The following is a 7,426-nucleotide window of genomic DNA, read 5'->3' on the forward strand; positions in this document are numbered from 1 at the left end:
CCAAAAATGGCATAGGCTTGGATCAACCAGAGATTCGATCCAAGCCCATAGACGCCATCATTGTTGCACTTTTATTTCAAATCCGTGCCCGTCATTGCGGTCAGGCCTGTCGCAGAGTCGCTTGCAGTCTTATAGTCGGCATCACTTGACGCAATCATGCCCAATTTTGTCAGATATCCGCCGACGACACCGCCCTTCAAGAATTCGAGGACGAAATCTTTAATGCCCGGAATTTTGTCGACATGCGCTTTCTTTACATAAATAAACATCTTGCGCGCGCCGGGGTAGCTGCCATCTGAAATCGTGGCGATGGTTGGTACTACACCGTTCATGGTAATGCCATGCACCTTCGATGCATTTTCTTCCATATAGCTATAGCCGAAGACGCCGACCATGTTCGGGTTGGAACTAAGCTTCTGCACAATCAGATTGTCGTTTTCGCCCTGTTCCTTGAACGCACCGTCTGTGCGCACTTCGGTGCATATTGCCTTGAATTTGTCTTCGTCACTATCTTTCAACGCTTTTGTTGCGGCATCGGTATTGCAGCCAGCTTCCATGATCAGTTCATGGAAAGAATCGCGTGTGCCCGAGGTCGTTGGCGGGCCATAGACTGAAATAGGCAATTTCGGCAGGGCAGGGTTGACGTCAGACCAAAGCTTGGCGGTTTGTGGTTTGCCAAAGGGGTTGGCGGCAAGCGCCTTGTAGACATCGGCGGTGGACAAGGCGAACTTCACGCCCTCGTTCGACTGCGCAAGCGCAAGCCCGTCAATACCAACCTGAACTTCGATCACGTCCTTCACGCCATTTTTTTGGCAGTTATCGAACTCGCTCTTTTTCATGCGACGCGAGGCATTTACGATATCGGGCGTATCTGCGCCAACACCCTTGCAGAACTGCTCAATACCGCCGCCGGTGCCAGTCGATTCGAGTACGGGTGATTTGCGCGATGGGTCTGCCTTTGCAAATGCCTCGGATGCGGCCTTCGCAAATGGAAACACGGTCGAAGAACCCACAATCCGGATTTCCTGACGCGAGCCACCCGCAGCGCCGCCGGTGCTGGCTTGGTCATTACATGCCGACAGCGCGAGTGCACTTACGGCCATGAGCGATAATTTCTTCAACATATTGGCAGTCCCCATAGTGGATTTGGCGCGGTTTAAACTACACTTATCAGGGCCATTAGACGACCCGAATGGCTGATAAATGACTCTTGTATTACATTATTATGACGGTCCTGTTGGCGCAACCGGTAACAATATCGCCACAGTCGTGCCTTTGCCGACTGTGCTGCGGATTTCCAGATGCCCGCGATGCCGATCCACGATATGTTTGACGAGGCTTAAGCCTAAGCCCGTTCCGCCAACTAAGCGGCTTCGCCCTGAATCTACACGATAAAAACGTTCGGTTAGGCGTGGCAGATGTTCAGGTGCAATGCCGTCTCCCACGTCCGCCACCGTAAAATTAATCATTGCGCCAGATCGCGAACGCATCAGTGAGACAGTTACGGGCGTACCGGCGCGACCATATTTCAGCGCGTTGTTCAAAATGTTACTCGCCAACTGCCGCAATTGTCCAGCGTCCCCCATAACAGGTGGCAGATCTGTCGTTACGTCGACCACGATATCTGTGCCACGGTCCTTTTGGCTGTTGCGTAACTGCTCAACGGTTTCCATGACGATGTCGGAAAAATCGACTGGCGTTTGCGGTGGGTCATATTTTTCGGCCTCTATCCGGCTCAGCGACATCAGGTCTCGAACAAGCGACTGCATCCGGTCGGTCTCCGTGGCCATGATGCCGAGAAACCGGCTGCGCGTGGCGACGTCATCACCCGCCGCTGGATTATCCAGCGTTTCAATAAAGCCCTTGATAGCGGCCAAAGGTGTCAATAATTCGTGGCTGGCGTTGGCGACAAAATCGACGCGCATTTTTTCGGCTGCTTGCGTTCCGCTGCGGTCGGCAAGATGCACGATTTTCTGCGATGGACCCATGGTCTGAATCCGCATGTCCCACAATTGGTTCTTCTGGCCAATACCGGCCAACCGAATCGGGTGTCCGCTGTGCTGGGCATCTGGGTCGGACAGCCGTTCAATTGCGCCTGCATGACGGAAAGCCATACGCACATTTTGGCCAACAATATTTGCACCAAGCAAACGCAGCGCAACTTGGTTGGCAGCGGTTACGCGGGCATTTTCCACCATCAATATGGCATCAGCAGATGAATCGATGAATGCCTGCAATTGGGGATGTGAGCTAATCGCCGGGACTTCTGTATCCGTTGCTGCCGACTTCACGGTCTGTTGCAATGCATCTTCGCGGTCATGCGGATCAGCGACAATGAATAACGCAACCAACAATGAGACGAAAATAACAAGAACGCGTTCGGCGGATCCCGCCATTTGGCCAGCGAATATGGCCCCGACAAATGCCAAGGCAAAGGCAACAATTATGCGAGGCGACAACCAACTGTTCACTTTGTACCTTGGTGCAATTCCTGTGAGATCGTCCCACATATAGACGCAGCGATTTGGTGCAAGCAACGCCGATGGAAAAATCTAGACAGCCCAGCGCCCTTTCCGTGACCTAATTTCACCCCATGCCTTTTAGGCAATCGAGAAGTTCGTCAAAATGATGGATAATTGCGTCCGCGCCCATATCCTCGACCGGCCCGTGCAAAAACCCGAAGCTAACGGCCACGCTTGGGACGTTGGCATTCTTCGCCGCCATCATATCGTAAATGGAATCGCCGATAAATGCCGCCCGTCCGCCGCCGCAGCGGTTGATCATTTCAAAGATTGGTGCGCCCGAAGGTTTGGCATTTTCCTTACCTAAAGTATCTGCGCCCAAGATGCATCCCATGCGGTGCGCCAAATTTAGGTCCGTGAGCAATTTCAGGGCGAGATTCTCGAACTTGTTGGTCACGACCGCATAACGCACGCCCATATCGTCAAGCGCATCCAGCACCGCCAAAGCGCCATCAAAGGGTCGGCTGTGCACAGAAACATTGGTTTCATAATAAGTCAGCATCTGCCGATAGAGCGGCTTGAAATCATTGTCGGGAATGCCGCCAGTCGCTTCCAAACCCTGTTGCAGCATCAGCTTTGCGCCGCCACCGATATATTGTTTCACCGTTTCCGGCGAGAGTTGCGGCCTGCCGACGCTGTCCAATACATGATTGACCGCCGCCGCCAGATCGCCGCTGGTGTCCAATAATGTGCCGTCCAGGTCAAAGCCAACGATATCGAAAGGAAATTTCAAGCCAAGCTCCCCAATATTCTGTCGGTGTCTCGACTGCGCTCGAACCGAACCGATTATAATATGTTCCACGATTGAAGTGTTGTTCTGGAAACCGCAACAATTTGCTGGCATGATGTTAATTATGACTGAATTAGCCGCCATCATTCTCGCCGCGGGCAAAGGCACGCGCATGAAATCCGACTTGCACAAGGTGCTGCATCCCATCGCCGCTCGGCCAATGCTGATGCATTTAATGGCATCGGTCGACGCCTTAAACCCGAGCAAGAAGATTGTGGTGGTCGGCAGCGGTAAGGCGCAGCTTGAGGCCGCTCTGGCAGGCTCGGCAGAGCTTGCGGTGCAAGAACCCCAATTTGGCACTGGCCATGCCGTGCAGCAGGCGCAAGGCGCTCTGGCGGGGTTTGATGGCGATGTCCTTATCCTTTATGGTGACGTGCCCTTCGTACCGACCGCTACTATGCAGGCGATGGTCGAGCGTTTGAACGCCGCTGATGCGCCAGCGGTGGTCGTGTTGGCGTTCGAGCCAGAAGATCCAACCGGCTATGGCCGCGTAATCGTTGAAGATGGTCGCATCATCAAAATGGTTGAGCAAAAAGATGCGAATGACGCGGAAAAAGCGGTGAAGCTCTCGAATTCCGGCCTGATGGCGGTGAAAGCCCGCGACCTGTTCCCGCTTCTGAATCGCGTCACCGACAACAATGCGCAAAAGGAATATTATCTCACCGATATCGTCAACATCGCTAGCGAAGATGGGCGGATTTGCGTGGCTGTGACAACCGAACCCTACAAGGTCGCGGGCATCAACAGCCGCGCGCAATTGGCCGAGATGGAGCAAGCCTGGCAACAACGCCGCCGGACGCAAGCCATGGATGATGGCGCCACTTTGATTGCGCCCGAAACGGTCTGGTTTGCGTGGGATACGAAGCTTGGCCGCGATGTCCTGATCGAACCCAATGTCTTTTTTGGCCCTGGCGTCAGCATATCCGACAATGTAAAAATCCGCGCAAACAGCCATATTGAAGGCGCGATAATCGGTGAGGGTTGCGAAATCGGCCCCTTTGCCCGGCTCCGGCCCGGAACGGTTTTGGAAGAAAAAGCCAAGATCGGCAATTTCGTCGAAACCAAAAAAGCGCATCTGGGTAAGGGCGCAAAGGCCAATCATCTGACCTATTTGGGCGACGCGACTATTGGCGCGGGCGCGAATATCGGCGCTGGCACCATCACCTGCAATTATGACGGCTACTTCAAATATCAAACCGTCATCGGCGAAGGTGCCTTCATCGGCAGCAACAGCGCCCTCATCGCGCCCGTCAAAATCGGCCGCGATGCGATTGTGGCCGCAGGCAGCGCCGTATCCCGCGACTTAGCCGACGGCGAACTCCGCATGGTCCGCGCCGAACAATTGGTGAAGCCCGGCTGGGCGGATCGGTTTCACGATGCGATGCGGAAGAAGAAGGCCGCCGAAAAAAAGACATATGAGTAAAATTGACATGATATCATGATATGATATCAGTATATCATTATGACTCGTATCCTCGCCGATTTGCCTGATGAAGACATCAAATGGCTTGACCAACTTGCCGCTGAACAGGGCAAGTCGCGTGCGGCTGTTTTGCGGGAGGCTGTAGAGGCATATCGCGCGGACGGGCCCGCATCCGGTAATAGCGATTGGCTTGAGGCGGGCTTCGGTTTGTGGGCAAAATATGGCTTCACAGAAGATGGCATGGATTATCAAAACCGGCTGCGCGCGGAATGGGTTCGCGAATGGGATCCGGAATATGACCCTGCACAACATGGCCCGCTGACCGATGAGAAAGACGCCGCCGCGTGAGCGACATCTATTTCGATACAAATATCATTATCGATGCGTTGGCGAGAAGACCCGAGGCACTTGCAGAGCTTCGCCGCGCTAAGCGTCAGTGGATTAGCCGCATGACGTGGATTGAAGTTCTCGCTGGCATGCCCGTGCCAGCACGAGCTGAAACCGAAGCCTATTTGCAAAATTATTCCATACGCGAGTTATCGCCGGAGATCGCACGACGGGCTGCCGACCTTCGGTTCAACAAACGCTCGCTCAAACTACCGGACGCTGTAATTTTTGCGTCGGCACAAGAGCATGGCGCAATTTTAGTGACGCGCAATGTGAGGGACTTTCCGGCAAATATGCCGGGCATTCGCGTCCCCTACATCACGCCAGATAAGGTTTAGAGTTTATGTGCGGAATTATCGGAATTGTTGGCAAATCTGCGGTTTCTGACCGTCTGGTCGATGGCCTGAAGCGGATGGAATATCGGGGCTATGACAGCGCCGGCGTCTGCACCGTTTTTGACGGCCAACTCATCCGCCGCCGCGCGGAGGGCAAGCTGGCCAATCTTGTTAATGTCCTCAAGACCGATGATGCCGCTGGCGATATCGGCATCGCACACACCCGTTGGGCGACACATGGCGCGCCAACCACAAGCAACGCGCACCCGCACGCCACGGGTGAAGTGGCTTTGGTCCACAATGGCATCATCGAAAATTTCAAACAGCTGCGTGATGAATTAATGGCGCGTGGTCGCACATTCGAAAGCGAGACCGATACGGAAATTGTGGCGCATCTGGTATCCGAACAGGTGGAGGCTGGGCGTGCACCTGCCGATGCGGTCAAAGCGGTGCTGCCGCGTCTGCGCGGCGCATTTGCCCTTGCAATTGCCTTCCGGCAATTTCCCGATTTTCTGATTGGCGCGCGGCTCGGCAGCCCGTTGGTCGTCGGCTATGGTGATGGCGAGACATATTTGGGATCCGACGCGCTGGCGCTTGCCCCATTGACGCAAAAAATTGCCTATCTGGAAGAAGGTGACTGGGTCATAGTTACCCGCGATGGCGCGCAGATTTTCGATAAGGACAATGTCCCTGTAACGCGCGAAATAACCACCTCGGGCGTATCTGCGGCGCAAATCGAGAAGGGCAATTACCGCCATTATATGCAGAAAGAGATTTTTGAGCAGCCCACCGTGGTCGCGCAAACGCTCTCCAGCTATATTCGCCCGTTGGAGCAAACCGTTGCCCTGCCGCAGATGGATTTCGACTTGGCGGGCGTCAAACGCATTACCATCGTTGCCTGCGGCACGTCCTTTTACGCCGGCATGGTGGCGAAATATTGGTTCGAAACCTTCGCCCGCGTGCCCGTCGATATCGATGTCGCGTCTGAGTTTCGGTATCGCGACCCTGTGTTGGAGGAAGGCGGCCTTGCGCTGTTCATTTCCCAATCTGGCGAAACCGCAGACACGCTCGCGGCGTTGCGCCATTGTAAGGAAAATGGCCAGACCATCGCGGTTGTCGTCAACGTGCCGACATCCAGCATGGCACGCGAGGCGGATCTTTTGTTGCCCACCCATGCCGGCCCCGAAATCGGTGTTGCCTCAACCAAGGCATTTACCTGCCAGCTTGCGGTATTGGCTGCGCTGGCCGCGCATCTGGCGCTGGTGAAGGGTAAGTTGAGCGCCGAGGAAGAACGCGAGATTGTGCGTCATCTTATCGAGGCACCCGCTGCGTTGAATGCAGCCCTTGCACATGATGACGACATCGCCGCGATGGCGCATTTGATCGCGCCAGCGCGTGACGTGCTCTACCTTGGCCGTGGCCCGGATTATCCGCTGGCGATGGAAGGTGCGCTCAAGCTGAAAGAGATCAGCTATATCCATGCCGAGGGCTATGCCTCGGGCGAAATGAAGCATGGGCCAATCGCGTTGATCGACGAAGCCGTGCCGGTCATCGTTCTGGCACCAAGTGGGCCGTTGTTTGAAAAAACCGTCAGCAATATGCAAGAGGTCCGCGCGCGGGGCGGCAAGGTCGTGCTGATTTCCGATGCCGAGGGCATAGCAGAAGCTGGCGAAGGTTGCCTCGCCACCATCGAAATGCCGACCGTCCATCCGCTGATCGCGCCGTTGGTTTATGCGGTGCCGGTGCAATTGCTGGCGTACCACGTCGCCTGCGCTAAGGGCACGGACGTGGACCAGCCGCGCAATTTGGCAAAGTCAGTCACAGTGGAGTGAGTGTGCGCAAAGATCGCGCGCCCTGCAGACTTTCGCTTGGTATCAGCGTTGCTCAGGCTCCAAGCAGCCTTATGGATGGCATATGAGTACGCTCGCCAAAATAATCATCATATGCATCCTGCTTTGGGTGGGCGTAC

Annotated in this window: 7 protein-coding genes; 4 read left to right on the forward strand and 3 right to left on the reverse strand. The window is 54.9% G+C overall.

Annotated features, from left to right (window positions below):
- Positions 1-71 precede the first annotated feature (71 nt).
- The 3 genes from Q0O33_RS09105 to Q0O33_RS09115 all read right to left on the reverse strand — a co-directional run bounded on the left by Q0O33_RS09105 (position 72) and on the right by Q0O33_RS09115 (position 3,255).
- Positions 72-1,124 (reverse strand): substrate-binding domain-containing protein, encoded by a 1,053-nt coding sequence (locus Q0O33_RS09105; protein WP_295498587.1) that lies wholly within the window; start codon positions 1,122-1,124, stop codon positions 72-74.
- A gap of 99 nt (positions 1,125-1,223) precedes the next feature.
- Positions 1,224-2,471, reverse strand: a complete 1,248-nt coding sequence (locus Q0O33_RS09110) for an ATP-binding protein (protein WP_295498590.1) — start codon at positions 2,469-2,471, stop codon at positions 1,224-1,226.
- A 115-nt stretch (positions 2,472-2,586) separates the two neighbouring features.
- Positions 2,587-3,255 carry an HAD hydrolase-like protein gene (locus tag Q0O33_RS09115; RefSeq protein WP_295498593.1) on the reverse strand — a complete coding sequence of 223 codons (669 nt, stop codon included), beginning with the start codon at positions 3,253-3,255 and terminating at the stop codon, positions 2,587-2,589.
- A gap of 121 nt (positions 3,256-3,376) precedes the next feature.
- Here Q0O33_RS09115 and glmU point away from each other — a divergent pair, with 121 nt between their 5' ends.
- The 4 genes from glmU to glmS are packed head-to-tail and all read left to right on the forward strand — an operon-like array spanning position 3,377 to position 7,289.
- Positions 3,377-4,735: a bifunctional UDP-N-acetylglucosamine diphosphorylase/glucosamine-1-phosphate N-acetyltransferase GlmU gene (gene glmU / locus Q0O33_RS09120; protein ID WP_295498596.1), complete on the forward strand. Its 1,359-nt coding sequence runs from the start codon at positions 3,377-3,379 to the stop codon at positions 4,733-4,735.
- 39 nt (positions 4,736-4,774) lie between these two features.
- Positions 4,775-5,083 carry a ribbon-helix-helix domain-containing protein gene (locus Q0O33_RS09125; RefSeq protein ID WP_295498600.1) on the forward strand — a complete coding sequence of 103 codons (309 nt, stop codon included), beginning with the start codon at positions 4,775-4,777 and terminating at the stop codon, positions 5,081-5,083.
- The gene (locus Q0O33_RS09130) at positions 5,080-5,460 is read left to right on the forward strand and encodes a type II toxin-antitoxin system VapC family toxin (protein WP_295498603.1); all 381 of its coding nucleotides are present in this window, start codon (positions 5,080-5,082) and stop codon (positions 5,458-5,460) included. The genes Q0O33_RS09125 and Q0O33_RS09130 overlap by 4 nt, the downstream gene beginning before the upstream one ends.
- Positions 5,461-5,465: 5 nt before the next feature.
- A complete protein-coding gene (glmS, locus tag Q0O33_RS09135; protein ID WP_295498606.1) occupies positions 5,466-7,289 on the forward strand; it encodes a glutamine--fructose-6-phosphate transaminase (isomerizing) in 1,824 nt (607 codons plus the stop codon).
- The last annotated feature ends 137 nt before the right edge of the window (positions 7,290-7,426 follow it).

Source organism: Sphingorhabdus sp. EL138 (genome assembly GCF_945862485.1).
In the GTDB taxonomy this organism is placed as follows: Bacteria; Pseudomonadota; Alphaproteobacteria; order Sphingomonadales; family Sphingomonadaceae; genus Sphingorhabdus_B.